Origin of the sequence: Nocardiopsis trehalosi NBRC 14201 (assembly GCF_001552555.1) — a bacterium.
Taxonomy (GTDB): domain Bacteria; phylum Actinomycetota; class Actinomycetes; order Streptosporangiales; family Streptosporangiaceae; genus Nocardiopsis_B; species Nocardiopsis_B trehalosi.
Genome location: NZ_BCRK01000028.1, coordinates 1 through 26,223, shown reverse-complemented (window position 1 = coordinate 26,223; position 26,223 = coordinate 1). Strand labels below are relative to the sequence as shown.

General features: G+C 76.6%; 24 protein-coding genes. 13 read left to right on the top strand and 11 right to left on the bottom strand.

The window, feature by feature from the left end:
* The first annotated feature begins 247 nt into the window (after positions 1-247).
* The gene (locus NT8_RS07825) at positions 248-928 is read left to right on the top strand and encodes a PhzF family phenazine biosynthesis protein (protein WP_067965793.1); all 681 of its coding nucleotides are present in this window, start codon (positions 248-250) and stop codon (positions 926-928) included.
* Between the two features lie 154 nt (positions 929-1,082).
* On the opposite strand, the gene NT8_RS07820 is transcribed toward NT8_RS07825, so the two are convergent.
* From NT8_RS07820 to NT8_RS07800, 5 genes are all read right to left on the bottom strand, one after another.
* Positions 1,083-2,801 carry an ATP-binding cassette domain-containing protein gene (locus NT8_RS07820; protein ID WP_067965791.1) on the bottom strand — a complete coding sequence of 573 codons (1,719 nt, stop codon included), beginning with the start codon at positions 2,799-2,801 and terminating at the stop codon, positions 1,083-1,085.
* The gene (locus NT8_RS07815) at positions 2,798-3,886 is read right to left on the bottom strand and encodes a malic enzyme protein (RefSeq protein WP_067965789.1); all 1,089 of its coding nucleotides are present in this window, start codon (positions 3,884-3,886) and stop codon (positions 2,798-2,800) included. The genes NT8_RS07820 and NT8_RS07815 overlap by 4 nt, the downstream gene beginning before the upstream one ends.
* A gap of 133 nt (positions 3,887-4,019) precedes the next feature.
* Positions 4,020-4,679 (bottom strand): response regulator transcription factor, encoded by a 660-nt coding sequence (locus tag NT8_RS07810; protein WP_067965787.1) that lies wholly within the window; start codon positions 4,677-4,679, stop codon positions 4,020-4,022.
* On the bottom strand, positions 4,676-6,229 hold the full coding sequence (locus NT8_RS07805) for a sensor histidine kinase (protein ID WP_174549541.1): 1,554 nt from the start codon (positions 6,227-6,229) through the stop codon (positions 4,676-4,678). Before NT8_RS07805 ends, NT8_RS07810 begins: the two co-directional genes overlap by 4 nt.
* Positions 6,216-6,536: a hypothetical protein gene (locus NT8_RS07800; RefSeq protein WP_067965783.1), complete on the bottom strand. Its 321-nt coding sequence runs from the start codon at positions 6,534-6,536 to the stop codon at positions 6,216-6,218. The genes NT8_RS07805 and NT8_RS07800 overlap by 14 nt, the downstream gene beginning before the upstream one ends.
* A 159-nt stretch (positions 6,537-6,695) precedes the next feature.
* Between NT8_RS07800 and NT8_RS07795 the strand changes: the two genes are divergently transcribed.
* Complete coding sequence (locus NT8_RS07795) at positions 6,696-6,935, top strand: EF-hand domain-containing protein (protein ID WP_394326568.1); 240 nt, start codon at positions 6,696-6,698, stop codon at positions 6,933-6,935.
* A gap of 135 nt (positions 6,936-7,070) precedes the next feature.
* Here NT8_RS07795 and NT8_RS07790 read toward each other — a convergent pair whose 3' ends face one another.
* Positions 7,071-7,634, bottom strand: a complete 564-nt coding sequence (locus NT8_RS07790) for an ATP-binding protein (RefSeq protein ID WP_067965781.1) — start codon at positions 7,632-7,634, stop codon at positions 7,071-7,073.
* A gap of 480 nt (positions 7,635-8,114) precedes the next feature.
* Between NT8_RS07790 and NT8_RS07785 the strand changes: the two genes are divergently transcribed.
* Together NT8_RS07785 and NT8_RS07780 are read left to right on the top strand one after the other, a co-directional pair.
* Entirely contained in the window at positions 8,115-8,351 is a 237-nt protein-coding gene (locus tag NT8_RS07785) for a DUF397 domain-containing protein (protein ID WP_067965780.1), read from the top strand.
* Positions 8,352-8,640: 289 nt separating this feature from the next.
* Positions 8,641-9,549 (top strand): helix-turn-helix domain-containing protein, encoded by a 909-nt coding sequence (locus tag NT8_RS07780; protein ID WP_067965777.1) that lies wholly within the window; start codon positions 8,641-8,643, stop codon positions 9,547-9,549.
* Positions 9,550-9,654: 105 nt separating this feature from the next.
* Here the strand turns inward: NT8_RS07780 and NT8_RS07775 are convergent, their stop codons facing one another.
* Positions 9,655-10,914 (bottom strand): ROK family transcriptional regulator, encoded by a 1,260-nt coding sequence (locus NT8_RS07775; RefSeq protein WP_067965775.1) that lies wholly within the window; start codon positions 10,912-10,914, stop codon positions 9,655-9,657.
* A gap of 109 nt (positions 10,915-11,023) precedes the next feature.
* Between NT8_RS07775 and xylB the strand changes: the two genes are divergently transcribed.
* Entirely contained in the window at positions 11,024-12,436 is a 1,413-nt protein-coding gene (gene xylB / locus NT8_RS07770; RefSeq protein WP_067965773.1) for a xylulokinase, read from the top strand.
* A gap of 10 nt (positions 12,437-12,446) precedes the next feature.
* Positions 12,447-13,604: a xylose isomerase gene (xylA, locus tag NT8_RS07765; protein ID WP_067965770.1), complete on the top strand. Its 1,158-nt coding sequence runs from the start codon at positions 12,447-12,449 to the stop codon at positions 13,602-13,604.
* A 163-nt stretch (positions 13,605-13,767) separates the two neighbouring features.
* Here xylA and NT8_RS07760 read toward each other — a convergent pair whose 3' ends face one another.
* Complete coding sequence (locus NT8_RS07760) at positions 13,768-14,619, bottom strand: siderophore-interacting protein (protein WP_067965766.1); 852 nt, start codon at positions 14,617-14,619, stop codon at positions 13,768-13,770.
* 168 nt (positions 14,620-14,787) lie between these two features.
* Here NT8_RS07760 and NT8_RS07755 point away from each other — a divergent pair, with 168 nt between their 5' ends.
* Positions 14,788-15,483 carry a pyridoxine/pyridoxamine 5'-phosphate oxidase gene (locus tag NT8_RS07755; protein WP_067965764.1) on the top strand — a complete coding sequence of 232 codons (696 nt, stop codon included), beginning with the start codon at positions 14,788-14,790 and terminating at the stop codon, positions 15,481-15,483.
* Here the strand turns inward: NT8_RS07755 and NT8_RS07750 are convergent.
* On the bottom strand, positions 15,432-16,400 hold the full coding sequence (locus tag NT8_RS07750) for a LysR family transcriptional regulator (protein WP_084468735.1): 969 nt from the start codon (positions 16,398-16,400) through the stop codon (positions 15,432-15,434). The genes NT8_RS07755 and NT8_RS07750 overlap by 52 nt on opposite strands.
* 109 nt (positions 16,401-16,509) lie before the next feature.
* On the opposite strand from NT8_RS07750, the gene NT8_RS07745 reads away from it, so the two are divergent.
* Positions 16,510-17,412 carry a TIGR03564 family F420-dependent LLM class oxidoreductase gene (locus tag NT8_RS07745; protein WP_067965762.1) on the top strand — a complete coding sequence of 301 codons (903 nt, stop codon included), beginning with the start codon at positions 16,510-16,512 and terminating at the stop codon, positions 17,410-17,412.
* On the opposite strand, the gene NT8_RS07740 is transcribed toward NT8_RS07745, so the two are convergent.
* Both NT8_RS07740 and NT8_RS07735 read right to left on the bottom strand, forming a co-directional pair.
* Positions 17,392-18,405: a Gfo/Idh/MocA family protein gene (locus tag NT8_RS07740; protein WP_067965760.1), complete on the bottom strand. Its 1,014-nt coding sequence runs from the start codon at positions 18,403-18,405 to the stop codon at positions 17,392-17,394. The two genes, NT8_RS07745 and NT8_RS07740, sit on opposite strands and share 21 nt — an antisense overlap.
* Positions 18,387-19,451: a zinc-dependent alcohol dehydrogenase gene (locus NT8_RS07735; protein WP_217999109.1), complete on the bottom strand. Its 1,065-nt coding sequence runs from the start codon at positions 19,449-19,451 to the stop codon at positions 18,387-18,389. Before NT8_RS07735 ends, NT8_RS07740 begins: the two co-directional genes overlap by 19 nt.
* A gap of 273 nt (positions 19,452-19,724) precedes the next feature.
* On the opposite strand from NT8_RS07735, the gene NT8_RS07730 reads away from it, so the two are divergent.
* Genes NT8_RS07730 through NT8_RS07710 form a run of 5 tightly spaced genes read left to right on the top strand, consistent with a single transcriptional unit; the run spans position 19,725 to position 26,196 of the window.
* The gene (locus NT8_RS07730; protein WP_084468734.1) at positions 19,725-20,933 is read left to right on the top strand and encodes a radical SAM protein; all 1,209 of its coding nucleotides are present in this window, start codon (positions 19,725-19,727) and stop codon (positions 20,931-20,933) included.
* 10 nt (positions 20,934-20,943) lie between these two features.
* Positions 20,944-23,013, top strand: a complete 2,070-nt coding sequence (locus tag NT8_RS07725) for a DegT/DnrJ/EryC1/StrS aminotransferase family protein (protein WP_067965758.1) — start codon at positions 20,944-20,946, stop codon at positions 23,011-23,013.
* The gene (locus NT8_RS07720) at positions 23,010-24,221 is read left to right on the top strand and encodes an aldehyde dehydrogenase family protein (RefSeq protein WP_067965757.1); all 1,212 of its coding nucleotides are present in this window, start codon (positions 23,010-23,012) and stop codon (positions 24,219-24,221) included. Before NT8_RS07725 ends, NT8_RS07720 begins: the two co-directional genes overlap by 4 nt.
* 44 nt (positions 24,222-24,265) lie before the next feature.
* The gene (locus NT8_RS07715; protein ID WP_067965755.1) at positions 24,266-25,330 is read left to right on the top strand and encodes a hypothetical protein; all 1,065 of its coding nucleotides are present in this window, start codon (positions 24,266-24,268) and stop codon (positions 25,328-25,330) included.
* The gene (locus tag NT8_RS07710) at positions 25,330-26,196 is read left to right on the top strand and encodes a phytanoyl-CoA dioxygenase family protein (protein WP_067965753.1); all 867 of its coding nucleotides are present in this window, start codon (positions 25,330-25,332) and stop codon (positions 26,194-26,196) included. The genes NT8_RS07715 and NT8_RS07710 overlap by 1 nt, the downstream gene beginning before the upstream one ends.
* Positions 26,197-26,223 lie beyond the last annotated feature (27 nt).

Here is a 26,223-nt window from a genome sequence, read left to right as displayed (position 1 = left end):
GCGCGAAGGCGCGGGCCGCTCTCACCGGCGGCGCGGAGCCGCCCGGCGGGCGCGGGGACCGGACGAGAGACCGGAGGAGGTCCCATCATCAGCTCAATAGCGGAACCACTGTACCGGGCGCGGGCCCCGCCGACGCGCCCCGACCACGGCCGCCTCGGATGCGCGCCCGGTGGGTGCAGCGAAACTGAACGGTGAGGCGAAGAAAAGTTAAGTGGAGCTGTCGCGTGGGAGGTGGCAGCATGTCGGCATGGACACCACCACGCTGCACGTCGTCACCGTCTTCCTGGGCGACGGGGACACCGGGGGCAACCACCTCGGTGTGCTCCTCGACGCCCCCGGCCTGCCCGCCGCCACCCGGCAGGCGGTCGCGGCGGACCTCGGCTTCGCCGAGACCGTCTTCGTGGAGGACGCCGCGACGGGGCGGCTGCACATCCACACCCCCGCCGTGGAGCTCCCCCTGGCCGGGCACCCCCTGGTGGGCACCGCGTGGCTGCTCCGCCAGCGGGGCGACGCCCGCACCGAGCTGAACCCGCCGGCCGGCCCGATCCCCACCTGGAGCGAGGGCGGCGCCGACTGGATCCGCGCCGACCCGGGGCTGGCCCCGCGCTTCGACACCCGCCGGTACGCGACGCCCGCCGAGGTCGACGCCCGCACGGGCGGCGAACCCGGCACCAACCTGCACGTCTGGGCGTGGGAGGACGAGGCCGCGGGCCGGGTCCGGGTGCGGGTCTTCCCCGACGCGATGGGCATCGCGGAGGACGAGGCCACGGGCGCGGCGGCCCTGCGCCTGGGCGACCTGCTGCGCCGCCCGCTGACCATCCGCCAGGGCGTGGGGTCGCGCATCGACGTCCGCCCCGGCCCGGACGGCACCGTCGAGATCGGCGGCCGCAGCGCGCTCGTCGCGACCCGCCCCTACCGCCTGCCCTAGACCGTCCCCGCCCGCCCCGCTCCGGTGCCGGACCGCCCCGGGAACGGGGCCGCCCCCCGGGGCGGCCTCCGGGGGGCGGCGTGCGCGGCGGCGGGCGCCGCGCGGGGCGATCGCACCGGGTCGCCCCCTCTCCGCACGTCCCGGTGCGACCGCGTCAGGGGGCGGCGGTGGCCGCCGGTTCCGGGCGGGCCGGGCGCAGCACGCCGTTCGCCAGGCGCCAGACCGCGTCGGCGGTGCGCAGGCGCTCGGGGCGGTGGGTGACCACCACGACCGTTCCGGCGAAGTCCGCGATGACCCGGTCCACCAGCTCGCCCGCGCGGGCGTCGAGGTGGGCGTCGGCCTCGTCGAGGAGCAGCAGGCGCGGGCGCAGCAGCAGGGCGCGGGCCAGCGCCACCCGCTGCTGCTGGCCGGCCGACAGCCCGCCGCCGTCCTCCCGCACCGGCGTGCGCAGCCCCAGCGGCAGGTCGGCGAGGAGTTCGTCGAGCCCGCTGGCGCGGATCGCCTCGTGCAGCCTCCGGCCGTCGGCCTTGGGGTCGGCGTAGCGCACGTTGTCGCCGATCGTGCCGCGCAGCAGCGGCAGGTGCGGCCCCGCCAGGCCGATGGCGGCCCGCACCGACGACGCGCGGCAGGTGGCGATGTCGGCGCCGTCGAGCAGCACCCGGCCCGCGTCGGGCGTGACCAGCCCGGCGATGATCGACAGCAGGGTCGACTTGCCGCTGCCGTTGGCTCCGGTGACCGCGATCACCGACCCGGCCGGCGCGTGCGCGGTGATCGGCGCGAACACCCCGTTGACCCGCACCCCCTCCAGCCGCAGGTCGCCGCCGCCCTCGGGCAGCTCCGGGGCCTCGCGGCCGGGCCGCCGGCGGCGCGGCCGGGCGAGTTCGGCGCGGATCTGGCGCAGCGCCACGGTCCGCGCCGAGTGGTATTCGCTGATGCGCGTGAGCTCCCGCAGCGGGGTGACCATGATGCCGACCAGGGCGATCGCCGCCGTGGCGGATGCGGCGCCCGCGCCCGACAGCGACGCGGCCACCAGCACCGCCGCCGTCATGACCAGCGTGGTGGCCTCGCCGATGGCGCGCACGGTGCCCACCGCGCGTGCCCGGCCCACCTGCGCCTCGGCCAGCCGCCGGGAGCGGCGGGAGACCGTGCGCCGCTCGCCCTGCTCGCGGCCGAACGCCTGCACGACCAGGGTCTTGCCCACCCGTTCGACGACGTGCGAGGCCACCCGGGCCTGGCGGCGGCGGGCCGCCCGGTGGGAGGAGCGCAGCCACGGGGACAGCGCCGCCGTGGCGCCCAGCCCCACCGCGGCGACCGTGCCCGCCGCCGCCGCGACCATCGGGGCGATGACCGCGAACGCGGCCAGGCACCCGCACAGCAGCGGCAGCGCGACGGCGAGCTTGGCCAGCCCCAGGCCGGCCCAGCGGCGCAGCGCGCCGAGGTTGCCCATCATGCGCAGCGACGTGCCGCCGGTGGAGCGGCCGCGCCCCTCCTCGCGGGCGGGGGCCGCGGTGGCGCGGCGGAACAGGGCGGTGCGGACGTCGCTCACCCACGCCTGGCCCAGGCGTTCGGCCAGGACCCGCTCGGTGTAGAGGAGGGCGCCCGTCGCGGCGACGGCGGCCCCGAGCCAGGGCAGGGTGTCCTGCAGCGGGGCGGGACCGGTGGCCCACTGGCCGCCGCCCCCGGCGATGCGGCGCACCAGCAGCGCCCACGCGATGGCGGTGGCCGCCTGCCCGGCGCCGACCGCGACGAGCGCGGCGAAGGTCCAGCGGCGGCCGCCGGCGAGCAGCCGGGGCACGGGGGCGGCGTCGTCCCGGTCGGCGGCGGGGCGCCCGGCGGCCGGCGGCGGGGACGGGCGGGTCGGCGGGGCGCTCATGCGCTGCGCTCCCCCACGGCCTCCAGGGCCTCCAGGGCCGGGCGGGCCACCAGCGAGGCGGCGACCGCGGGGTCGGCCAGTTCGGCGGACCCGTACAGCGGGACGTCGAGGCGGTCGGCTGCCTCGCGGGCGGCCAGCGGGGAGGCGGTGATCCGGCCGCCGACGGCGGCCACCGGCAGGCCGGCCGCGCGCATCCGCTCCCGCCCGTACAGGGCGCCCGCCGCGTCCCCCGCGGCGAACACCCACGCGTCGACCATGGCGGAGACGTCGTCGCGGTGCAGCAGTTCGGCGGTCTCGGGCTGGAGCAGGCCGTCGGCGACCTCCAGCACCACGACCTGCGCGCCGCCCACGATGAGCCGGTCGTGCAGCCCGCGGGCCGCGGCGGCGATCCGCTCGGCGGGGACGCGGTAGGTGGTGGCGAGTCCGGCGTCGGTGAAGTCGAGCACCTCGGCGGCGCCCGCGTCGCGGAACATCCACCGGTCGCCGCCGGCGCCGGTGCCGGTGATCTTGGCCGCGCCGACCCGGTACCCGGCGGCCGCCAGGCCGCGGATCAGCATGGCGCCGGTGGTGGTCTTCCCGGCGTTCATGGAGGTGCCGGTGACGGCGATGGTCGGGACCGCGTGCAGCGGGCGGGGCACGGCGGGCAGGGCGAGGCCGGCCAGGTTCACGGGGACACCGGCGGCGTCGGCCACCAGGCCGACCGGGCGCAGCCCCGTGGGCGCGCCCATGTCGCTGCGGGCGCTCAGCACCAGTGAGGCGATGCCGCCCGCGGCGACCAGGTGGCAGGCGCCGAGGTCGGTGGGGGGCTCGGCCTCGAACTGGTCGGGCGCGTAGCGGGCGCCGTAGGCGACCAGCACCTCGTCGCCGGGGAACAGGTGGACCCGGCGCCCTTCGGCGGACTCCAGCCGGGTGTGCTTGCCGATCTCCGTGACCTCGGCGACGACCAGGTCGCCGTGGCGGGGCCGTACGCCGGCTCCGGTCAGCAGCCGCTCGGGGCGGGCCCCGTCGAGGGCGCGGGCCGTGTAGGAGACCTTGAGGGCGGCGCGGCGGGCGGCGGACAGGCCGGTCAGGGCGGAGGCGGACATGGGTACTCCCGTTCTCGGTGGCCGGCGGCTGCTTCCGCCGGGAACGGGCTCCAGCCTGGGCGGCGGGGATGAGCCTCCTCTGAGGGCGGGATGAAGAAGCGTTCATGTCCCGCCGCCCGGGGCCGGAGCGGGGTCAGCCGGCGAGCCGGTACCCCATGCCGCGCACGGTCTCGAAGTAGCGGCCGCCGATCTTCTTGCGCAGCGCCCGGATGTAGACGTCCACGACGTTGGACCCGGGGTCGTAGTCGTAGCCCCACACCTGCGAGAGGATCTGCTGGCGCGACAGCACCTGGCCGTGGTGGCGCAGGAACATCTCCAGCAGGGCGAACTCGCGCGCGGTGAGGTCGACCGTGCCGCCGTCCGTCGAGGCGCGGCGGGTGCGCAGGTCGAGGGCGAGGTCGCCGGCGCGCAGCACGGTGGCCTCGCCGCCCCGGTCGGTGCGCATGCGCAGCCGGACCCGGGCCAGCAGCTCCTCGAACCGGAAGGGCTTGGTCATGTAGTCGTCGGCGCCGATCTCCAGCCCGGTGACGGTGTCGCGGACGCCGTCGCGGGCGGTGAGGATGACGACGGGCAGGTCCGAGCCCATCTCGCGCATGCGCCGCAGCACGCTGAACCCGTCCTCGTCGGGCAGCCCGAGGTCGAGGACCATCAGGTCGAACCCGCCGGTCAGGGCGTAGTCGACGGCGTCGCGGCCGGTGGTGACCACGGTGGTGGCGAACCCGTTGGCGGTCAGCCCTTTGCGGACGAACGAGGAGATGCGGTCCTCGTCCTCGGCGATCAGGATGCTGGTCACGTCTGCGCACTCCTCACGTCGACGGGGAAGGTCAGCTCGAACAGGGCGCCCTGGCCCGGGGCCGACCGCACGGTGACGGAGCCGTGGTGGGCCTCGGTGATGGCCCGCACGATGGCCAGGCCCAGCCCGGCGCCCGCCCGGTCGGTGGTCCCGGCTCCGCCTCGGGAGAACCGCTCGAAGATGCGCTCCTGGTCCTCCAGGGGGATGCCGGGCCCGGAGTCGCCGACCCAGAAGGCGACGGTGCGGCGGTCGTCGGCCATGCGGGAGCCCACGCGCACGGTGTCGCCCGGCCCGGTGTGGCGGACCGCGTTGGAGGCGAGCTGCACCATGGCCTGGGTGACCCGCTGGGGGTCGAGGTGGACGGTGCCCTCGCCGATGGCGTCGAGCCGCCAGTCGCGGTCGCCCAGCGCGCGCACCTTGGCGTCGACGTCGCTGGTGAGTTCGGCGAGCGGCACCCGCTCGGGGCGCAGGAAGTCGGGGCGCTGCGCCTTGGCGAGCAGCAGCAGGTCCTCGACGATGCGGGCCATGCGGTCGAGTTCGTCGGTGACCAGCCGCACCACCTCGCGCCGCTCGTCGGGGTCGTCGCCCATCAACTCCAGGTGGCCCCGGACGATGGTGATGGGGGTGCGCAGTTCGTGGCTGGCGTCGTCCACGAACCGCCGCTGCACGGAGAACGCGTCCTCCAGGCGGTCGAGCATCGCGTTGAACTGCTCGGCGAGGGCGGCGACGTCGTCGTTGCCGGGGACGTCGATGCGCCGGGTGAGGTCCTCCTCGGTGATCTGCGCCGCGGTCTGGCGGACGAGCCGGATGGGCGCGAGGATCTGCCCGGCCACCCACCACGCGGCGGCGCCGGTCAGGGCGAGCCCGGCGAGGCTGACCAGGATGAGCGTGCGGACGGTGCGGTTGACGCCGGACATGTCGGCGTCCACGAAGTAGCCGATGACGAACCAGCCGCCGGGGTTGGCCGAGCCGGTGGGCGACTCGACCCGCAGCTTCTCCCAGCGCAGCCGGCCCTCGGGGGTGTCGACCTCGCCGCGCGCGCCGCCCGCGGCCAGGATGGCGTCGCGCACACCGGAGTCGGCGGACGCGTCGTAGAGGGGGTCCTGGCCCTGGCGGACCCGGCCGGTGCGCACGGTGGCGCCGGGCTCCTCGTCGACGTGGCCGAAGATGATCTCGTTGCGGTCGGGGTGCTGCCGGCCGAGGTGGACGCGGAACAGGCTGTCGACGTCGGTGAAGCCGGCGCCGGTGACGGGGTCGACGCCGACCGCGGCGAACTCCTCGAACTCGTCGATCTCCTGGGTGAGGGCGCGGTCGATGCGGTCGTCCACCTCGGTGCGCAGCGCCTGCCAGGTGACGAGGTTCACCAGCGCGAGGGCGGTGGTCATGAGCACCAGCACCCACGCCATGATGAGGACCCGGGCGGGGATACGGCCTCCGATGCTGGGGTCGGGAGCGGGGGCGGGGGCGGCTCCGGCCCCCGGGGGGAGCGGGACGGTGTCGTCGCCGTGCCCGCCCCATGGGGGCCGGGAGCCGGGGTCAGTCGTCGTCATCATCGTCGTCGTCGTCATCGTCGTCGTCGTCCCCGCTCACGGCCGGGGGCGGGTCGACGACGCCGTCGTCGGGTGTCGGGCTCGGGCTCGGGGTCGGGGTGGCGGTCGGCCGGGGCGCGGTGCCGTTCGCTCCGGGCGATGCCGAGCCGGGGCCGTCGTCGCCGGAGCCCGGCGACTCGCCGACGACGACCTCGTGCGGGGGTCGGGAGGGCGGGGCGTCGCGGCCCATGGCCCAGGCCGTGGCCGCCGCCGTGACGACGGCGATGGCCAGGACGCCGAGCAGGAGGGTGCGGTGCAGCGGTCTCATACCCCTCAGGATCGGCGCGTGAACCGCGCGTCCCGATGAAACGGGGATGAGGAAACGTTCATCGACGCAGGCAGGTCGGTATGCGCGGGTTATGCCTTACGCCGGTATCGTGCCATCACCCGGCGCCGCCGGGCGACCTGCCCCCCACCACGAGGAAGCGTGAACACCTTGGCCGACACCACCGACTACGCGGCGACGTTCGAGCTGGTCGACACCGACGGCGACGGCCGGATCTCGGCCGGCGAGCTCGTCCGGCTGATGCGGGCGCTGGGCGACGAGATCTCCGAGGAGCGGGCGGACGCGGCCGTGCGGCGCCTGGACGGCGACGGCGACGGCCGGATCTCGCTGGAGGAGCTGAGCGCCTACCTGCGCGAGGAGCGGTCCACCGGCTCCGCCTGAGGCGGCCCCGGCGGGCGCGCCCGCCCGCGCCGGAGCGGCGCGGGGCGCGCCCCGGGACGGAAAGCGGGCGCCGCCGCCCCCCGGGTGGGGGGCGGCGGCGCCCTGGGACGACGGACACGGGCGAAGTGGTGCCCCTCAGGACGCGCCGGGGATGGCGAACGCCGCCCAGACCACCTTGCCCTGACCGTCGAGGATGTCCCAGCCCCAGTCGGAGCTGTAGCACTCGATGAGGCGGAGTCCGCGCCCGCCCTCGTTGAAGTCGCCGGGGTCGCCCATGACCGGGGGCCGCCGGCTGGGGTCGAACACCATGCAGGTGACGGTGCCGCCCTCGCGGACGAGGCCGAACTGGATGGACCACTCCGACAGCATCCCGGCGGCCGGTGGGGCGGCGTGCCGGCAGGCGTTGGTGACCAGTTCGGAGACGACGAGCCGGATGTCGGAGCACAGGCGCGGCAGGCCCCAGTCGGCGAGGACGGCGGAGGTGAAGTCCCGCGCCTCCTTCACCGAGGCCGGGTGGAAGCCCAGGCCCCGCACGGCCCGCGCCGGGCGGATGACGTGGTCGCCCACCGGCAGCGGGGCCACCGACAGGCCCTGCCAGCCCGCGGGCTCGTGACCGAAGCCGCGCGGCGGCGGAAGCCGGACGCCGTCCGCGTGCACGAACAGGCCGTCGGCCCGGTAGTAGGCAGAGTGCGCAGTCATGGGGTTCCTTGCACTGTGGGGCTACTCGCACCGTATGGGGACACTTGCACCCTTTTCTCTCGTTACTTACATACGTAAGCACGAATGCATGTGCAAAACGCAGTCTAGTGAGTAGTGAGAGTTCTGTCCTCCCCGTGCCCCTTCGTTATGAAAACGCAAGCGAACCCCGGCCGCCCGACGGCGTCCTCGCCCGCGCGGACACCCATCCGGGCCGGTCAAAAGCCACATAAGGGACTTCTCTGGACAGCCGAGCGCGGCCCACCGACCGGTCGGACGGCTCTCCTCAGGCGCCACCGGAGGCGTATGCACCAACTCGCGGTACAACGACCTGCTTGATCCGCGATCACCCGCTTGGCTGGTTTCGTCCGGGATGGCGTAGTTTACGGACGCAAGGACCGATGCAAACACAGATGCACGTGCATCCTGTAGTCTGCGCCGGTCGCGGATGATCTTGGAATCCCGGCCCGATTGGAGAGACAGATGCAGCACGCCTACAACGGCATCCCCGCGAACAGGCTGCGGGACGCGGTGTGGCGCAAGAGCCCTCTCAGCAACCCCAGTGGGAACTGCGTCGAGGTGGCCCGCCTGGCGGACGGGGGGATCGCGGTGCGCAACTCGCGCCACCCCAACGGCCCCGCCCTGATCTACACCCCCGGCGAGATGACGGCGTTCGTCCAGGGCGCCAAGCAGGGCGCCTTCGACTACCTGATCGACTGACACCGCCCCGCCACGGGTGCCGGCGGGCCGCACCCGCCGCCATGACGGCGGCGGCGCGCACCCACCCCGGTCCGCCGCCCCGACCGCGCACCCGGCGCCCGTCGCGCCCCACCACGGGGCGAGGCGCACGCGACAAGGGCGGGGCGAAATGCGGGGTACCCGGATGATCACCCCGCGCCACCAGCCGTAACGCATTATCGATCGCCGGAATCACGGTCGCCCCGGCAATTGCCGTAATCTCCACTATTCTGATTCACTGGCCACGGTTCGGTTGCTCTGGGGAGGGCACATGGAGATCGCGCGGCCGGATGGCGAAGCGCCACCGGCGAACGTACTCGCCCAATCGCGTGGCGGGCCCACGGTGCTGCGCATTCTGCTCGGCACCCAGCTCCGCCGCCTGCGCACCGCCAAGGGCATCACGCGCGAGGCCGCCGGATACGAGATCCGCGCCTCGCACGCCAAGATCAGCCGCCTGGAACTGGGCCAGGTCAGCTTCAAGGAGCGCGACGTCGCCGACCTGCTCACCCTTTACGGGGTGAACGCGGCCGACGAGCGCGAGACCCTGCTCGGGCTCGCCCGCCAGGCCAACAGCCCCGGCTGGTGGCACAAGTACAGCGACGTGCTGCCCAACTGGTTCGAGGTCTACGTCGGCCTGGAGGAGGCCGCGTCGATCATCCGGACCTATGAGATCCAGTTCATCCCCGGCCTGCTGCAGACCGAGGAGTACGCCCGCGCGGTCATCATGCTCGCGCACGCCAAGTCCCCGGCCGAGGAGGTCGAGCGGCGCGTCAACCTGCGCATGGCCCGGCAGCGGCGGCTCACCGGCCCCGACGCGCCGCGGCTGTGGGCGGTCGTCGACGAGGCCGCCCTGCGCCGCCCGCTGGGCGGGCGCAACGCCATGCGCGGCCAGATCGAGCAGCTCATCGAGCTGGCGGCGCTGCCCAACGTCACGCTGCAGATCGTGCCGTTCGACCGGGGCGGGCACGCGGCCGCGGGCGGCCCGTTCAGCATCCTCCGGTTCACCGGCGCCGAACTGCCCGACGTCGTCTACATGGAGCAGCTCACCAGCGCGCTCTACTTCGACAAGCCCGAGGAGACCGACCACTACATGGCGGTCATGGACCGGCTCGCGCTGGAGGCCGCCCCCGCGGCCGAGACCCCGCGCTACCTCGGCCGCATCCTCGACGACCTGGCCTGACGGCGGCACGCTCCGCGCCCCCGGCGGCTCCCGCTGCCGCACCGGGGGCGCCGCCGTGTCCGGGGTCCGCCCGGCCGCGCCGGGCTACTCGCCGCGCCGGTCCGCTCACCCGCGGGGGGCGGGCCGCCGCCGGGGCGGCAGCGGCAGCCGGCCCCGGTCGAGGGCGTCGACCAGTGAGGCGGCACCGCCGCGCGCGGCCGCGCGCAGGCCCAGCGTGGAGGCGTGCACGAGCGCCCCGCCGCGCGGCGGGGCGATGGTGTGGGCGGCCACCGCGGCCTCGCAGGCGGGCAGCAGCCAGGGGGCCAGCGGCACGAAGTAGCCGCCGAGGACGATCGCGCTGGGGTCGAGCAGGTTGGCGAGGACGGCCGCGGCGCGGCCCAGCCACTCCCCCGCCTCGGCCAGGGCGCCGCGCGCCCGGGCGTCGCCCGAGGCGGCGCGCTCGGCCGTGGCGCGCACCGCGCGGGCGATGGCCGCCCCGGCGAGGGGTCCGTCGGGGAGCAGGTCGGGGACGGTGCCCCGGAGGATGGCGGCGATCCCGGCGCGCGCCTCCAGGCAGCCGCGGCGGCCGCACCCGCAGCGCGGCCCGCCGCGGTCGACGGGCATGTGCCCGATCTCGCCGCCGTAGCCGCGGGCGCCGCGCAGCGGCACCCCGCCCACGAGGACGCCGGCGCCGATGCCGACCTCGCCGGTGACGTAGACGAGGTCGGGGGTGCCCGCGAGGTGGCCGCCCCGGTGCTCGGCGACCGCGCCCAGGCCGGCGTCGTTGTCGACGGCCACCGGTACCGCGCCGAGGCCCTGCCGGGCGAGCGCGGCGGCCACCGGGCCGCGCAGGGCGACGTCGTGCCAGCGCAGGTTGGGCGCGTGGGTGACGGTGCCGGTGGCGGCGTCGACCAGGCCGGGCACGGCGATGCCCACGCCCAGGACGGTGCGCTCGGCCAGCAGCGGGTCGGCCAGGGCCTCGGCGAGCAGGGCGGCCATGCGGTGCACGCTGGCGCCGGGGCCGGCGGCGCGGGCGTCGAAGTCGGCGTGCCGGGAGAACAGCTCCCGCTCGACCAGGTCGACCGCGACGATGGTCAGGTAGTCGACGTTGACCTCCAGGCCGATCGCCGCGATGGAGCGGTCGTCGACCTCCAGCATGACCCCGGGGCGCCCGACGCGGCGCTCGCCCGCCGCGGCGCCGGCCTCGCGCAGCAGGCCGCGGTCGATCAGCTCGCCGACCAGGCTCGACACGGTCGACTTGGTGAGCCCGGTGGCGGCGGCGACCTCGGCGCGGGAGCAGGGCGCGCGCCGGCGGACGGCGCGGAGGATGAGGCCCAGGTTGCTGGTGCGCACGGCGTGCTGCCCGCTCTTGACCCCGTCGTCCATCGCCCGCCCTCCCGCCGACTCGCCCGCCAGCCTATTGACTTTTAGTTCGTACGGAAACCAAACTAATCGGTGTCCACCCCCTACCGGCGAGAACGCCCCGGAGGCCCCCATGTCCCTCGTCGCCGGCGTCGACTCCTCCACCCAGGGCACCAAGATCGTGGTCCGCCGCGCCGACACCGGCGCCCTCGTCCGCTCGGCCGCCGCCCCCCACCCCGACGGCACCGAGGTCGACCCCGAGGAGTGGTGGCGGGCGCTGCTCACCGCCGCCGGCGGCGGCCTCCTCGACGGCGTCGACGCGATCGGGGTGGCCGCCCAGCAGCACGGCATGGTCGCCCTTGACGGCGACGGCGCGGTCGTCCGCCCCGCTCTGCTGTGGAACGACACCCGGTCGGCCGGGGCCGCCCGCGACCTGGTGGCCGAACTCGGCGCCGCGGCGTGGGCGCGCGCCACCGGATCGGTGCCCGTCGCCAGCTTCACCGTCACCAAGCTGCGCTGGCTGGCCGAGCACGAACCCGAGGCCGCCCGCCGCGCGGAGCGCGTGCTCCTCCCGCACGACTGGCTGACCTGGCGCCTCACCGGGGGCGCGGCCGAACCCGCCACCGACCGGGGCGACGCCTCCGGCACCGGCTACTTCGACCCGGCGGCCGGGACGTACCGCACCGACCTGCTCCGCCGCGCCTTCGGCCGCGACCTCGCCACCCCGCGCGTCGCCGGCCCCGCCGAGGCCGGGCCGGCCGTGCGCGTCCCCGGCCTGCCGCCCATCGGCACCGTCTCCGCCGGGACCGGCGACAACATGGCGGCCGCCCTGGGCCTGGACGCCCGACCCGGTGACGTCGTGGTGTCGCTGGGCACCTCGGGCACGGCGTTCGCGGTGGCCGGTGCCCCCTCCGCCGACCCCTCCGGCCTGGTCGCCGGGTTCGCCGACGCCACCGGGCGCTTCCTGCCGCTGGTGTGCACCCTCAACGCCGCGCGGGTCCTGGACGCGGGCGCCCGGATGCTCGGCACCGACCCCGCCGGGTTCGACGCGCTCGCGCTGGCCGCCCCGCCCGGGGCCCGCGGCCTGGTGCTGCTGCCCTACCTCGACGGCGAGCGCACCCCCGACCTGCCCGAGGCCACCGGCCGGCTCGACGGGATCACCCGCGCCAACCTGGAGCCGCCCGCCATCGCCCGCGCGTTCGTGGAGGGCATGCTGTGCGGGCTCGCCGACGCGGTCGACGCCCTCACCGCCCAGGGCGTGCCCGCCGAGCGGGTGCTGCTCATCGGCGGCGCCGCCCGCTCGCGCGCCGTCCGCGCCGTCGCCCCGCAGGTCTTCGGCCGCCCCGTCCTCGTCCCCGAGGCCGGGGAGTACGTGGCCGACGGCGCCGCCCGGCAGGCCGCGTGGGCGCTGGCGGGGGGCGCCGCGCCGCCCGCCTGGACCGCCCGGCCCGCCGAGGAGTCCACCGCCGACCCCGCCCCGCACGTCCGCGAGCGCTACGCGCGGGCGCGCGCGGCGCTCACCGCCGCCACCGACCGAGCAGAATGAGCGAGGACCCATGACCGACTACCGCCCCGTCCCCGAGGACAAGTTCAGCTTCGGCCTGTGGACGGTCGGCTGGCGCGGCGTCAACACGTTCGGCGACGCCGTCCGCCCGCCCCTCGACGGCGCCGAGGCCGTCCGCCGCCTCGCCGACCTGGGCGCCTACGGCATCACCTTCCACGACGACGACCTCATCCCGCCCGGCAGCGACGCCGCCGCGCGCGCCGCCGTCCTCAAGCGGTTCCGCGCCGCGCTGGACGAGACGGGGCTGGTGGTGCCGATGGTGACCACCAACCTGTTCACCCACCCGGTGTTCCGCGACGGCGGGTTCACCTCCAACAGCCGCGACGTGCGCCGCTACGCGCTGCGCAAGGTGCTGCGCAACATCGAGCTGGCGGTCGAGATGGGCGCCCGCACCTTCGTGTGCTGGGGCGGCCAGGACGGCGCCGAGACCGAGGCCGGCAAGGACGACCGGGCGGCGCTGGACCGGCTGCGCGAGGCGTTCGACCTGCTCTGCGCGCACGTCCGCGACCGGGGCTACGACCTGCGGTTCGCCATCGAGCCCAAGCCGAACGAGCCGCGCGGCGACGTGCTGCTGCCCACGGTGGGCCACGCGCTCGCGTTCATCTCCGAGCTGGAGCACCCGGAGATGGTCGGCGTCAACCCGGAGGTCGGCCACGAGCAGATGGCCGGGCTGAACTTCGCGCACGGCGTCGCCCAGGCGCTGTGGCACGGCAAGCTGTTCCACATCGACCTGAACGGGCAGCGCGGCGTCAAGTACGACCAGGACCTGCGGTTCGGCGCGGGCGACGTGAAGGAGGCGTTCTTCCTGGTCGACCTGCTGGAGAGCGCGGGCTACGAGGGGCCGCGCCACTTCGACTTCAAGCCGCCGCGGACCGAGGACATGGCGGGCGTGTGGGAGTCGGCGGCGGGCTGCATGCGCAACTACCTCGTGCTGCGGGAGAAGGCGGCGGCGTTCCGCGCCGACCCCGAGGTCGCGGCGGCGCTGGAGGCCGCCCGGGTCGGCGAACTCGCCCGGCCCACGCTCGACCCCGGGGAGACGACGGCCGACCTGCTCGCCGAGGAGCTGGACCTGGCGGCGGTGGCCGAGCGCGGCTACGCGTTCGAGCGCCTCGACCAGCTCGCCGTGGACCACCTCCTCGGGGTCCGCTGAGCCGCGCCCGGCCGCGCGGCGCGGCCCCGGCCGCGCGGCGCCGGCGCCCGGGCACAGCAGTTCCAGGTCGACCGACGCGGCTGTTCGAGCTCAAGCTCGACACCGGCGGGTTCCTCATCCCGACCGACTGACCGGGCGGCGCGGCGGCCGGTCAGTCGGGGGGTCAGGCGCCGCCGAGCGCGGCGGCCTCCTCGCGCTCCACCCCGGCGTTCCACTCGGCCTTGCCGGCCTGCCAGCCGTCCTCGTCGCTGCCCGTGCGCCAGTAGCCGGAGATGGACAGCCGCTCGCGGGGCACCCCCCACTCCACCCGGAGCAGGCGGCGCAGCTCGCGGACGAAGCCGGCCTCGCCGTGCACGAAGGCGTGCAGGTCGCCCGTCGGCGCGCCGAGGGCCCGGACGGCCGCGACCAGCCCCTCGCCAACGGGCCGGTCGCCCCGGTGCACCCACTGGACGCGGACGCCGCTGTGCGCGGCGAGCTTCTGCTCCTCGGCGGGGCCGGCGACCTCGACGACGACGTCGGCCGGGACGCCCTCGGGCAGCCGCTCGACCGAGGCGGCGATGGCGGGCAGGGCGCTCTCGTCCCCGGCGAGCAGGTGGCGTTCGGCGTCGGGCGCGGGCGCGTAGCCGCCGCCGGGGCCGAGGAACAGGATCTCGTCGCCGGGCCGCGCCGCGGCGGCCCAGGGCCCGGCCAGGCCGCGGTCGCCGTGGTGGACGAAGTCGACGGTCAGTTCGCGGGCGGCGGGGTCCCAGGCGCGGACCGTGTAGGTGCGCATGCGCGGCCACTGGTCGCGCGGCAGGTCGCGGCGGGCCGCGTCGATGTCGAAGGGCTCGGGGAGGTCGGTGCCGGGCGCCGGGAAGAGCAGCTTGACGTAGTGGTCGGTGCAGGCCCCCGCGTCGAAGGCGGCGAGGCCGTCGCCGCCGAGGACCACCCGGATCATGTGCGGGGTCACGTGGGCGGCGTGCACCACCCGGCCGCGATGGACCGCCCTGCCGCGTCCGCCCGTCCGTTCCGCCATGGCCGCCCGCCTTCCGTACGTCCGCGTCCCCCGGCCTCCCCGGGGCGTTAGGTAACCCTAACCGACGCCGTGGTCCACCACGGCCCGCCCGGGCGCGCCGGTGCCGCCCGGTCCGGGGCCGGGGGACGGCGTAGGATCTCCGTTCCGGCCCCGTCCGCGGAGGACACCATGACCCCTGCGCCCGCACCCCCGCCCGAGCGCCCGGCGCACAGCGGGCTGCGCGCCCGGCTGCGCGCGCTGCCCGTGTTCGCCACCGCCATCCCGAGGTTCGACCCCGACGCGGCGCCCGACGACCCCGTCGAGCTGTTCGCGTCCTGGCTCGACCACGCCGTTGCGGCCGGGGTGGCGGAGCCGCACGTGGTGAACCTGGCGACCGTCGACGCCGAGGGCCGGCCGTCGTCGCGGTTCCTGCTGCTCAAGGACGTCGACGCCGACGGGTGGCGGTTCGCGTCGACGTCGGCCGGGCCCAAGGGCGCCGAGCTCGCCGCGAACCCGCACGCCGCGCTCGCCTTCTACTGGAGCCGGGTGGCCCGCCAGGTGCGCGTACGGGGCACCGTGGCGCCCGAGGACCCCCGCCGCTGCGCCGCCGACTTCCTCGCCCGCTCGCCCGCCGCGCGCGCCGAGGCGCTGGCCGGGGGGCAGAGCACACCCGTCGCGTCGCGCGCCGAACTGGCCGAGGCCACCGCCGCCGCGCGGGCGCGCGTCGCCGCCGACCCGGGCCTGGTCGACCCCCACTGGACCCTGTACACGCTGCGCCCCGAGTACGTGGAGTTCTGGCAGGCCGACCGCGACCGCGCCCACATCCGGCTGCGCTACACCGCCGCCACCGGCGGCGGCTGGACCCGCTCCCTGCTCCGGCCCTGATCCGGCGCCGGGGCCTGCGCCGGGAACCGCGGACCGGCCACCACGTCGGGGGCGGTGAAGGCGGCGCGCAGCGCCCGCACGCAGTGCGGCGGCCGCGTCGCCGACAGCACCAGGGCGACCGGCACGGACAGCGCGGGCGCGAACGGCAGCACGGCGGTCCGGTACGGCGGCGTCGCGGGGGGCTCGCCGTAGACCACCGTCCAGGCGGGCGGGCCGGCGCCGATCTCCACCAGGGTGTCCGCGACCGTCCCCGCCGGGCGGCCGAGGCGGGGGTCCACGCCCGCGGCGCGGCAGGCCCGCAGCACCAGGTCGCGCAGCAGGGGGTCGGTGTCGGCCGCCGGAAGCCGCAGCGGGAGCCCGGTCAGCTCCGCCGGGTCGACGGCGGCGCGGGCGGCGGCCGGGTGGTCGGCGGGCAGGGCCGCCAGCAGCGGTTCGCGCCAGACCTCCAGCGCCGCCAGGCCGGGGCCGCCCGAGGCGGCGCGCACCAGCGCGGCGTCGAGTTCGCCGGAGCGGACGGCGTCCTGCTGCCGGGCCGCCGGGCGGGCGTCGAGTTCGACGTGCAGGCCGGGGGCGATGCGCCGGAGCTCCTCCAGGCCGAGGGCGAGCCCCGCCCCGATGCCCGGGCCGGTGCCGATGCGCAGCAGCCGCGGACGGTCGGCGGCCAGCGCCGCCGCCGTCAGCTCCACCCGCTCGGCGGCGGCCAGGACGGCCCGCGCCTCGGGGAGGAGGTCGCGCCCCTCGGGCGTCAGCCGGACCCGGCGGGGGGTGCGGTCGAACAGCCGCAGGCCCAGCTCCCGTTCCAGGCGCCGCACCTGCTGGCTCACCGCGGGCTGCACGATGTGCAGCCGCTCGGCCGCCCGCCCGAAGTGCAGCTCCTCGGCGACCGCGACGAAGTACCGCAACTGCCGCAATTCCATGCCCGACCTCCACCGATCACGACCGCCTATCGCTGCACAGGGCAACCGCGTCTTGGCCCGCCGTCTTCCCCCCGGTTTCATGGGACACCCGACGACCCGAGGAGCGACCATGCGCATGGGAATCTGGCTGTCCGCCGACGGCACCCCGGAGGAGGTGGCGGCGAGCGCCCGCGCGGCCGCCGAGGCCGGCTACACCACGGCCTGGGTGGGCGAGAACGGCGGCTGGGACCCGCTCACGCTGTTCGCCGCCATCGGCCGCGCGGCCCCCGGCATCGACCTGGGCACCTCCGTGGTCCGCAGCCACGCGCGCCACCCCCTGGCCCTGGCGGCGCAGGCGCTGACCGCGCAGGCGGCCACCGGCGGGCGGATCGTGCTGGGGATCGGCCCGAGCCACGCCGCCATCATCGAGGGCTCCTACGGGCTCTCCTTCGCCGCCCCCGAACCCAACCTGCGCGACTACCTGGCGGCGCTCGCACCGCTGCTGCGCGGTGAGGCGGTGGAGCACCGCGGCCCCCACTGGACCGCCGTCGGCGGCCCGTTCGCCCTGCCGGGGGCCACGCCCCCGCCCGTCCTCATCTCGGCGCTCGGCCCGCGCATGCTCCGCCTGGCCGGGGAGGCGACCGACGGCACCGTGCTCACCTGGAGCGGGCCCGCGCTCATCGCCGACGAGGTCGTGCCCGCCCTCGCCCGCGGCGCCGACGCCGCCGGGAGGCCCCGCCCGCGCGTGGTCGCCGGGGTGTGCGTCAGCGTCACCGCCGACCCCGACCGCGTGCGGGCGGACGTGGACGCGCAGCTGGGGGTCGCGGGCGGCATGCCCAGCTACCGCGCGGTGCTCGACCGGCAGGGCCTGGCCTCCGTCGGCGCGACCGTGCTCGCCGGGGACGAGGAGGAGGTGGCGCGCGGGCTGCGCCGCTACGCCGACGCGGGCACCACCGAGTTCATGGCGATCCCGATGGGCTCGGCCGAGGAGCGCGAGCGGACCACGGTGCTGCTACCGGGCCTGGCCGCCTAGCCGGCGGAGCGGGGCGGCGGGCGGGGCCGCGCTGTCGGCGGCGGCGTAGGCGGCGGTCAGGACCCGGTCGACCCGGTACGCCTCGGCCGCCGGGCAGGCCGGGGCCGTCCCGGCGCGCACCGCGCGGCCGAAGTCGGCCAGGAGCGGCAGGTGCGGGTTGGCGTGCGGGGGGTGGACCTCGTCCACGGCGGCGCCGTCGAGGCGGCCGGTGATCCGGCCGGAGTCGAGCGGGTCGAGCGCCAGGTGGCCGCCGGTGCAGGCCACGGCGAACCGGTCGCGGCCCGGCCCCTCGGCCCAGGCCGCGCGCACGTCCGCCGTCGCCCCGGACGGCCAGACCAGGCGGAGCCGGGCGGCGTGCTCGACCCCGCCGGGGCCGGTGCGGTCGACCGCGGCCGCCGCCACCTCCGGCACCCCGCCCAGCAGGTGGCAGAGCAGGTCGAGGCGGTGGCTGCCCGCGTCGGCGAGCACCCCGCCGCCCGCCACCGCGGGGTCGAGCCGCCACCGCATGGGGTCGTCGGCGGCCGGGGAGAACGGGGCGCGGAAGTCGGACGCGGCGGCGGTCACGGTGCGGCCGCGCAGCAGCTCGCGCAGGCGCAGCACGGCGGGGGCCAGCCGCCGGTAGTAGGCGGCGCCGGCGACCGGGCCACCCGGTGGCGGCAGTGGGGGCACCGGCCCGTCCGCCGGACCGCGCGCGCCGAACAGCGGCTTCTCGACGAGCGCGGGGCGCCCGGCGCGCAGCGCCGCCGCCAGCAGCGGGGCGTGCGCGGCCACCGGGGTGGCGATGTACACGACGTCGGCCGCCGCGGCGAACGCGTCGGGGTCGGTGGTCGCGCGGGGCACGCCGAGGTCGCGGGCCGCCGCCCGGGTGCGCGCGGGGTCGCGCCCCCACAGCACCCGGGGCGGCTCGCCCAGGTCGCGCAGCGCCGGCAGCGCCCGGCGCCGGACGATGTCGCCGTGCCCGGCGACCCCCCACCTCAGGGGGCGCCGGGGCATACCGCGATCTTCAGCGTGGCCTCGGGCGGGGTGGTGTAGGGGGTGGCGGTGCCCTCGGGGACGAGCGTGGGGCTGCGGGAGAGCCGGTCGAGGGCGTCGGGCAGCTCCTCCAGGGGGTGCGCGTGGGTGAGCAGGGCGTCCAGGTGCAGCCGGTCGGGGGCGGCGGCGAGGCGTTCGGCGACCCGCATGGCCGCCGCGCGGTCCTGGTCGGTGGGCTCGGCGGCGGTGTGCACGCGCAGCCCCTTCTTCTCCCAGGCGACCATGTCGAACGTGACGTGGGTGTCGACGTGGTGGGTGCCGAGGAAGACCACCAGCCCGTTCTGCCGGAGCAGGTCGACGCAGGCGTTGGCGGTGAGCGGGGTGCCCACGGCCTCGATGGCGACGTCGAACCCGCCGCCCATGGCCGCCAGGGACGCGGCGGTGCCGTCGGCCACCACGCGGCGGTCGGCGCCGAGCAGGGCGGAGCGCTCCAGCCGCCAGGGGTCGAGGTCGGCGACGGTGATCTCGGCGGCCCCGCGCATGCGGGCGGCCTGGAGCGCCATGAGGCCGACCGGCCCCTGGCCGACGATGGCCACCCGGTCGCCCAGCCGCACCCCGCGCGTGGCGTGCACCGCGAGCGGGAGGAGCTGGAGGATCGCCCCCTGGGTGAAGGGCACCGTGTCGGGCAGCGCGCCCACGGCGACCTCGCGGGCGGTGGCGTACTCGGCGAACCCGGAGGTCAGCGGGGTGCGCAGGAAGACCCGGCGGCCGGGCCGGGTCCGGGTGACCCCGGGGCCGACCGCGGCGACGGTCCCGGCGACCTCGTGGCCGAAGCAGCCGGTCGCGCAGTGGTCGCGCAGCCCGTGGTAGTGGAAGTAGGCGAGGTCGCTCCGGTTGCACACCGTGCACGCAGCGACCCGCACGAGGACCTCGCCGGGCCCGGGGACGGGGACGGGGGCATCGGAGCGCAGCTCGACGCGCCGGCGGCCGGCGAGCACGTAGCGGCGCATGGTGGAGGGGACCGCCGCCGGGGGCGCGGCCGCGGACGGGGCGGAATGCTGGGTCATCAATTCTCCAAATCCCTGCCGACTCATGGACCTTACCCAGCCGGTAGAAGCGCCGCAAGCAAGCGTTGACACGCCCCGGGGCGCGAACTACTTTCTTAACCGAGGCGCTTGCGAAAACGTCCTCGAAAACGATCTTGCCCGCCGCCGTGACGATCTTGCGCAACGGCCACGAAATACCGGCCGGGCGCTCCTTCGCCGTGCGGCAGAGTTCTCCCACCCGTTCTCCGAATCCGGCGCGCTCCCCCCGGGGGGCGCGGAGGGGAAGGCACACGCATGAGCGACGCAACCAGCACGGGTGCCCACTACACCGCCGCACGTCCGGCGAACCGCGAGGGCCTCGCCGACGTCACGCTCGACAAGGCCCATTCCCCCGACAAGGTCCTCGCCCACGACGACCTCCTGCGCAAATTCGTCAAGGGCGAGACATTCCGCCCCATCCACATGCGCATCGGGATTATGGGCGCGTGCAATATGCGCTGCAACTTCTGCAACTTCCATTCGCCGAACGAGGAGAACTTCTACGACCTCTTCTCGTTCAAGGACTCGCTTTCCACCGAGAAGAGCGTCAAGCTCCTCAAGGAGTTCGCCGAAACCGGTGGCCGCGCGGTGACGTTCTGCGGCAGCGGCGAATGCACCATCCACCCGGGGTATCCGACCATCAGCGACACCGCGCACGAGGCCGGACTGCGCATCGGCCTCATCACCAACGGGTCCCGGCTGCACCGCGACCGCCTCTCCGACACCATCGCCCGCACCCACACCTGGGTCCGGGTCGGCATGAACGCCGGCACCGAGGAGACGTTCGTCGCCATCACGCGCGACCGCGAGCGCACGTTCTCCTCCTTCGTCGGCGCGGTGGGCCGGCTGCGCGAGAACGCGGTCGACCCCCAGTTCCGGATCGGCTTCAACTACGTCATCACCGAGCAGAACTACCGGGAGATCCGGCAGGCCGCCCACGTGGCCCAGGAGTCCGGGGCGCACTACATCCGGTTCGAGCCGGAGTTCTACAGCGCCATGGGCCACGAGACCATCGAGGCCCGCATGGCCGAGATCTCCGGGGCGCTCGACGAGGTCGCCGGGCTCGCCGACGACGACTTCGAGGTGTCGATCCCCAAGCTCGACCGCGGCCCCATGGACCAGGTCGACGACGTCGAGGGCGACTTCGAGCACTGCCACTACAGCCGGTTCGTCACCGCGGTCGGCGCCGACGGCCACCTCTACCCCTGCCCGCAGGTGCACCTGAACAGCCGGTACCGCATCGGCGACGTCGTCAAGGACGGCTACCTCAAGGTGCTGGAGGGCGGCCCCCGCCAGGAGTGGGAGGAGTCCAACCCGCGCCGCACCGACCTGTGCAAGTCGTGCTTCTACCGGCCGCAGAACGAGCTGCTGGAGTGGCTCAAGCGCGGCCACATCAAGCTCGACCAGGCGCTGGCCGACTACAAGGTCGAGGTCCCCGCCCCGCTGCACGCCGAGTTCGTCTGAGCGGGGGCACGTGAACGTCCACTCCGGAGGCCGGCCGTCCGACCCCGCCGAGCGCCGCGCCCGCCAGGTCGCGCGCAACCGGCGGGTCCGGGCGGCCGTCGCCCGCCTGGCCGACCCCCGTCCCGTCCGGCTGGAGCCGCGCGCCGAGACCGACACGGTCGTCCGCGACGGCCTGCGCCGCACCCGGCTGCTGTTCGACCACGACGGGCGCGCCGGCGTCCGGGCCGTCCTGCTCGGACCCGACACCCCCGACCCGCTGCCCGCCGTGCTCGTCTGCCCGGGCCGCAACGCCCGCCTCGACGCGGTCACCGGCGGCGAACCCCCCGACTACCCGGACCGCGACGTCGCGGTCCACCTGGCGCGCGCCGGGCTGCGCACGCTCACGCTCGACTACGGGCTCGACCGCGCCCACGCCGCGGTCGCCGACCAGGGGCGCGACCCCGCAACCGTGCTCGACGGCGAACTCCGGCTCCACGGGCGGAGCCTGCTGGGCGTGCTCGTCGACGAGGCGCGGGCGGCGCTCGCCTGGCTCGCCGACCGCCCCGGCACCACCCGGGTGGGGCTGGCCGGGCACAGCCTCGGCGCCGCGGTCGCGCTGCACGCGGCGCTGCTGCACGACGCCCCGGTCCCGGTGTGCGCGGCCAGCCACCTCGGCGGCTACGCCACCCTGTTCGGCCGGCTGGCCACCTGGGACCAGTTCGCCGCGCTGCCGTCCGTCCTGCGCCACGCCGACCTGCCCGACCTCTACGCCGCGCTCGCCCCCGCCCCGCTGCAGCTGCAGTACGGGCTCGACGACCGGCTCCTCGACCCCGACGACGCCGCGGCGGCGGGCAAGCGCGTGCGCGACGACTACGCCGCGGCGGGCGCCGAGGCCGAGGTCCTGGCCCTGCCCATGGGGCACGGCACCGGCACCGCCGAGGCCGCCGCGTTCCTCACCCGCGCCCTCGCCGAACCCGCACCGCCGCCGCCCCCGGTCCCCCCGGCCCGGGTCGCGTTCAGCGTCACCGACCGCCTCGCCGTCACCGACCTGGTCGACGGCGCGCTCGCCTCGGGGGCGCTGACCCTGGGGCCGGTGGGCGCGGGCCTGGAGGAGGCCGCCACCGGGGTGCTGGGGCGCGGCACCGCCGTGGTCAGCTCCGGGTCGGCCGCGCTGGAGATCGCGCTGCGCATCGTCGGGGTGGCCGGCCGGACCGTCCTGGTCCCGGCGAACACCTTCTTCGCCACCGCCGCGAGCGCCGTCCGCGCGGGCGCGCGCGTCCAGGCGGTCGACATGGAGCTCGACGGCCTGGGCATGGACCCCGCCGCGCTCCGTGCCGCACTCGACGCCCACGGCGACACCGCCGCCGTGCTCCCGGTGCACATCGCGGGCGTGGTCTCGCCCGCCCTGCCCGAGATCCTGGCCCTGTGCGCCGAGCGGGGGGTGCCCGTGGTCGAGGACGCCGCGCACGCCCTGGGCTCCACCCTCGGCGGCGCGCCGGCGGGCACGTTCGGCCGGCTGGCCACGTTCTCGCTCTACCCCACCAAGGTCATCACCGCCGGCGAGGGCGGGCTGCTCAGCGCCGACGGCGACGACCTCGACCGCGCGCGCCGGCTGCGCGACCACGGCAAGCGCTCCTTCACCGAGAACCTGCACGCCGACCTCGGCAGCAACTGGCGCATGAGCGAGCTGCACGCCGCCGTGGGCACCGTCCACCTCGCCCGGCTCGACGCCGTGCTGGCCGAGCGCCGCCGCCTGGCGGCCTGGTACGACGCCCACCTGGCCGACGTCCCCGGGCTCACCCGCTACACCGTGCCGGACGGGGTGGCGACCAACCACTACAAGTACCTGGCGTTCCTGCCCGAGGGGGTCGACCGGGCCGACCTCAAGCGCCGGCTGCGCGCCCGGGGCGTGGGCCTGTCGGGCGAGATCTACGACACCCTCATCCCCGAGCAGCCCTACTTCGCCGCGACCCTCTCCGGAGCGGCCGTGCCCAACGCGGCGTGGTTCGCGTCGCGGCACGTGTGCCTGCCCGTGCTCCCCGGCATGACCGAGCACGAGCAGCGGCGGGTGGTCGAGGCCCTGCGCGCGGAGCTCGCGTGACCGCCCCGGTGCTGCCGCTGCTGCGGCCCTCCGGCTGGTACCCGTCGCACGACACCGGGCCGGTGCCCGGGGCGCCGGCCCGGCTGTCGCTGGCCCCGGAGATCCTGGTCCGCGACGACGCGCGGCGGCTGCGGGCGCGCCTGCCCGACCTCGCCCCGCTGCCGCGGGCCGAGCGGCTGCGGCTGCTGTCGGCGGCGGTCGACGCGTTCCGCGACGCCACCGTGCCGGTCGAGGGGCTGGGGCCGCAGAGCCCCGAGGCGTTCGCCGCGGCGCTCGACGCCGGCTCCGGGCTGCCGGGGGCGCTGGTGCGGCGCTGGTCGGGGACGCTGCGCGCGACCGCCGACCGCCTCGCGGCCGGGCCGCCCGGCCCCGCCGCCGCGCCGGGCGCCGACGCCGGGCTGACCCTGGTGTCGCTGCCCGCGAACACGTTCACCTGCCTGGAGGCGGTCCTGGAGGCCGTCCTCGACAGCGGGGCGGTGTGGATCCGGCCGAGCCGGCGCGAACCCCTGTCGTCGGCGCGGCTGGTGGCGGCGCTGCTCGCGGTCGGCTGGCCGGCCGAGCGCCTCGGCTACTACCCCACCGAGCCCCGGGTGCTGCCCGCCCTGGTGCGCGCGGCCGATCGGCGGATCGTCTACGGCGGGCCGGGGCTCGCCGTCGACCTCGCCGACGGCCCCCGGGTCGACCTGCGCGGCCCCGGCCGGGCCTGCGCCGTGGTCGACGCGGACGCCCTCGCCGACCCGGAGGGCACCGCCGCCCGCCTGGTGCCGCTCATCGCCGCCGACGGCGGCCGGTTCTGCACCAACGTGCGCACGATCGCCTGCCTGGGCGACCCCGGACCGCTGGCGTCCGCCCTGGGCGCCCTGCTCGACCGCATCCCCCTCGACCCGCCCGACCCGCACTGGCCGCTGGCGCGCTGCACCGCCGAGGAGGAGCGCCGCGCGGCCCTGGCGCTCGACTCGGGCCTGGCGGCGGGCGGCCGGGTGGTCACCCGGCGCCGCCCGGTCGGCGGCGGGGGCGCCCCCGCGCTGCCGCCCACGCTCGTCCGGGTCGAGGGGGCCCGCCACCCGCTGATCGGGCACGAGCCGCTGTTCCCCTTCGCCGTCATCACCGCCGCCGACCCCGCCGGGGCGCGCGCCATCACCGGCGGCGCGCGCTACGTCTACACCGCGCCGTTCGCGGCGGGGGTGGAAGAAGGAGGACCACACTGAACGCCATCGACCTCGCCGCGCGCGGTACCTCGCTGCTGGAGCCCATGCGGGAGCGGGTGCCCGAGATGCGGGAGTCCCTCGACGCGTGGACGGTGCGGATGATGCACTGGCACTTCTCCGAGGCCACCGGGTCCCCGTTCTGGCTGGCCCGCCGCGCCGACCTGCCCTTCGACCCGCTCCGCGACATCACCGACTACGCGTCGCTGCGCGCCTTCGGCCTGTTCGACACCGCCGAGCTGCGCACCGCGCGCGTGCGCGACCTGCTGCCGCGCGGCTTCGCCGGCCGGCCCTTCCGGGTGGTCGAGACCGGGGGGTCGTCCGGGGCGCCGTGCCGGGTGGTCGACGTCGTCCGCGCGACGCTGGACGTCGAGATGTACCGGGTGATGCTGGAGGCCCGCGGGCTGCTCGGCGGCGACGTGCTGGCCATGACCCCCAGCGGGCCGCACGCCTACGGCCACTTCGTCAAGCGGCTCGCCGACAGCTGGGCGGGGGCGGCGTTCGCCATCGACTTCGACCCGCGCTGGGTCAAGGCCCGGCTGCGGGCGGGCGCCGACGCCGACGACTACGTCGACCACCTCGTCGCCCAGACCCGGGCGGTGCTGGAGGCCGAGGAGCCGGCGCTGCTGTTCACCACCTCCCAGCTGCTGCTGGCGCTGGCGCCCGCGCTGCCCGAACCCCTGGCCCACTACGGGGTGCGGGCGGTGTGCACCGGCGGCACCATGTGCTCCGCCGAGGAGGCCCGCTACCTGCGCCGCGAGTACCTGGCCGGGGTGTCCTGGATCGACACCTACGGCAACACGCTCATGGGCCACGCGCTCCAGGGCGACCCGGCCGAGGACGGGGCGCCGCACACCTACCACCTGCCGCCGCCGTTCGCGGCGATCGACGTGGTCGACCCCGCCGACCCGTGGCGCCCGGTGCCGCGCGGCGAGCGCGGCCGGGTGCGGGTGACCACGCTGCTGGAGGACCTGTTCCTGCCGAACCTGCTGGAGCGCGACACCGCGGTCCGCGAGGGCCCGCACCCGTGGTTCCCCTGGGAGGGCGTCAGCCGGATCGGACACTACGCCGACGACGACGCCGGCACCGAGACCACGCAAGGGGTGTACTGATGGACCGAGGACGCAGAACCCTGCGGTCGAACGGGGTGGAGCTGCCCTTCGACGACGACCTGTTCACGCCGCTGCCCGACAGCACCGCGCTGCTGGACGACCCGCCCGCGCTGCGCCGGCGGTTCCGCGAGCAGGGCGCGCTGCGGCTGCGCGGGCTGCTGGACCGCGACGAGGTCGTCCGGTTGCGCGCCTCCTACCTGTCGACCCTGCCCGAGGGCATGATCGCCCCCGGCACCCCGGTGGCCGAGGGCGTGTTCTCCGGGCGGGTGCCCGACATGCCCGCCCACGGGGTGGCGGGCCACCCGGCGCACGCGTTCGTGCGCTCGCCGGAGTTCGACGCGTTCACCGACCACCCGGCGCTGTCCCGGCTGGCCGAGGCGCTGCTGGGCGGCCCGGCCGACCGGCTGCCCCGCTGCATCCTGCGGCACTTCCACTCCGGCGAGGGCCGGGCCTCGCGGGCGCACACCGACTACGCCTACATGGACCAGGGCAGCGAGCAGGTCGTCACCATGTGGATCCCGGTCGGCGACTGCCCGGTCGAGACCGGCGGCCTGGTGTACCTGGAGGGCTCGCACACGCTGCCGGCCGAGGCCCTGGCGCCGCTGCGCGAGCGCACCGACCGCCCCGGCGACACCCGCCCGATCAGCCACGACCTGGGGTGGACGGCGCGGTCGCTGGGCCGCCGCTGGCTGTGGGCCGACTACGAGGCGGGCGACGTCAACGTCCACGGGCCGCACATCGTGCACGCCTCGCTCGACACGCTGACGGAGCGGATGCGCATCTCCGCCGACGTCCGGTTCGTCCGGAGCGGGGCGGCCGTCGACACCCGCTGGTCCCGCCGGTGGGCGGGCGACGACGGCGCCTGACCGGCCGACCGCGGCGGGCGGCCGCCC

What these genes read in the sequence shown, in the direction of transcription:
- NT8_RS07825 (WP_067965793.1), top strand. Translation starts at nt 248, where the DNA reads ATGGACACCACCACGCTGCACGTCGTCACCGTCTTCCTGGGCGACGGG.
- NT8_RS07820 (WP_067965791.1), bottom strand. Translation starts at nt 2,801, where the DNA reads ATGAGCGCCCCGCCGACCCGCCCGTCCCCGCCGCCGGCCGCCGGGCGC.
- NT8_RS07815 (WP_067965789.1), bottom strand. Translation starts at nt 3,886, where the DNA reads ATGTCCGCCTCCGCCCTGACCGGCCTGTCCGCCGCCCGCCGCGCCGCC.
- NT8_RS07805 (WP_174549541.1), bottom strand. Translation starts at nt 6,229, where the DNA reads ATGACGACGACTGACCCCGGCTCCCGGCCCCCATGGGGCGGGCACGGC.
- NT8_RS07800 (WP_067965783.1), bottom strand. Translation starts at nt 6,536, where the DNA reads ATGAGACCGCTGCACCGCACCCTCCTGCTCGGCGTCCTGGCCATCGCC.
- NT8_RS07790 (WP_067965781.1), bottom strand. Translation starts at nt 7,634, where the DNA reads ATGACTGCGCACTCTGCCTACTACCGGGCCGACGGCCTGTTCGTGCAC.
- NT8_RS07785 (WP_067965780.1), top strand. Translation starts at nt 8,115, where the DNA reads ATGCAGCACGCCTACAACGGCATCCCCGCGAACAGGCTGCGGGACGCG.
- NT8_RS07780 (WP_067965777.1), top strand. Translation starts at nt 8,641, where the DNA reads ATGGAGATCGCGCGGCCGGATGGCGAAGCGCCACCGGCGAACGTACTC.
- NT8_RS07775 (WP_067965775.1), bottom strand. Translation starts at nt 10,914, where the DNA reads ATGGACGACGGGGTCAAGAGCGGGCAGCACGCCGTGCGCACCAGCAAC.
- xylB (WP_067965773.1), top strand. Translation starts at nt 11,024, where the DNA reads ATGTCCCTCGTCGCCGGCGTCGACTCCTCCACCCAGGGCACCAAGATC.
- xylA (WP_067965770.1), top strand. Translation starts at nt 12,447, where the DNA reads ATGACCGACTACCGCCCCGTCCCCGAGGACAAGTTCAGCTTCGGCCTG.
- NT8_RS07760 (WP_067965766.1), bottom strand. Translation starts at nt 14,619, where the DNA reads ATGGCGGAACGGACGGGCGGACGCGGCAGGGCGGTCCATCGCGGCCGG.
- NT8_RS07755 (WP_067965764.1), top strand. Translation starts at nt 14,788, where the DNA reads ATGACCCCTGCGCCCGCACCCCCGCCCGAGCGCCCGGCGCACAGCGGG.
- NT8_RS07750 (WP_084468735.1), bottom strand. Translation starts at nt 16,400, where the DNA reads ATGGAATTGCGGCAGTTGCGGTACTTCGTCGCGGTCGCCGAGGAGCTG.
- NT8_RS07745 (WP_067965762.1), top strand. Translation starts at nt 16,510, where the DNA reads ATGCGCATGGGAATCTGGCTGTCCGCCGACGGCACCCCGGAGGAGGTG.
- NT8_RS07740 (WP_067965760.1), bottom strand. Translation starts at nt 18,405, where the DNA reads ATGCCCCGGCGCCCCCTGAGGTGGGGGGTCGCCGGGCACGGCGACATC.
- NT8_RS07735 (WP_217999109.1), bottom strand. Translation starts at nt 19,451, where the DNA reads ATGACCCAGCATTCCGCCCCGTCCGCGGCCGCGCCCCCGGCGGCGGTC.
- NT8_RS07730 (WP_084468734.1), top strand. Translation starts at nt 19,725, where the DNA reads ATGAGCGACGCAACCAGCACGGGTGCCCACTACACCGCCGCACGTCCG.
- NT8_RS07715 (WP_067965755.1), top strand. Translation starts at nt 24,266, where the DNA reads ATGCGGGAGCGGGTGCCCGAGATGCGGGAGTCCCTCGACGCGTGGACG.
- NT8_RS07710 (WP_067965753.1), top strand. Translation starts at nt 25,330, where the DNA reads ATGGACCGAGGACGCAGAACCCTGCGGTCGAACGGGGTGGAGCTGCCC.